This is a genomic window from Arthrobacter sp. B0490, assembly GCF_002929355.1.
GTDB lineage: Bacteria > Actinomycetota > Actinomycetes > Actinomycetales > Micrococcaceae > Arthrobacter_D.
The window spans coordinates 1-676 of the sequence record NZ_PJIR01000088.1; the positions used below are offsets into that span (position 1 = coordinate 1).

Sequence of the window (676 nt, forward strand, 5' to 3'; positions counted from 1 at the left end):
AACAAGAGGAGCCTCCGAATGGCCGGCAAAGCAAGCTTCAACTGGATCGACCCGCTGCTGCTTGACCAGCAGTTGACCGAGGAAGAACGCATGGTGCAGGCCAGCGCCGCGCAGTTCGCCGCCGACAAGCTGGCGCCGCGGGTACTGGAAGCCTTCCGCCATGAGCGCACCGATCCGGCGATCTTTCGCGAGATGGGCGAGACCGGCCTGCTCGGCGCGACCATTCCGGAAGCCTACGGCGGCAGCGGGCTGAACTACGTGTGCTACGGCCTGATCGCCCGCGAGGTCGAGCGCATCGATTCGGGCTACCGCTCGATGATGAGCGTGCAGTCGTCGCTGGTGATGGTGCCGATCTTCGAGTTCGGCAACGAGGCGACCAGGCAGAAGTACCTGCCCAAGCTGGCCAGCGGCGAATACATCGGCTGCTTTGGCCTCACCGAGCCGAACCACGGCTCCGACCCTGGCTCGATGGTCACCCGGGCGAAAAAGGTCGACGGCGGCTATCGCCTGTCCGGCAGCAAGATGTGGATCACCAACAGCCCGATCGCCGATGTCTTCGTGGTCTGGGCCAAGGATGACGCCGGCGAGATTCGCGGCTTCGTGCTGGAAAAGGGCTGGGAAGGGCTGTCCGCCCCGACGATCCACGGCAAGGTCGGCCTGCGCGCCTCGATCACCG

General features: G+C 65.2%; 1 protein-coding gene. It reads left to right on the forward strand.

What is annotated here, in order from left to right; all coding sequences use genetic code 11:
* Positions 1-18: 18 nt before the first annotated feature.
* Positions 19-676: acyl-CoA dehydrogenase family protein (locus tag CXQ97_RS20900; RefSeq protein WP_181035161.1), on the forward strand; the 658-nt coding region annotated here is incomplete at its 3' end.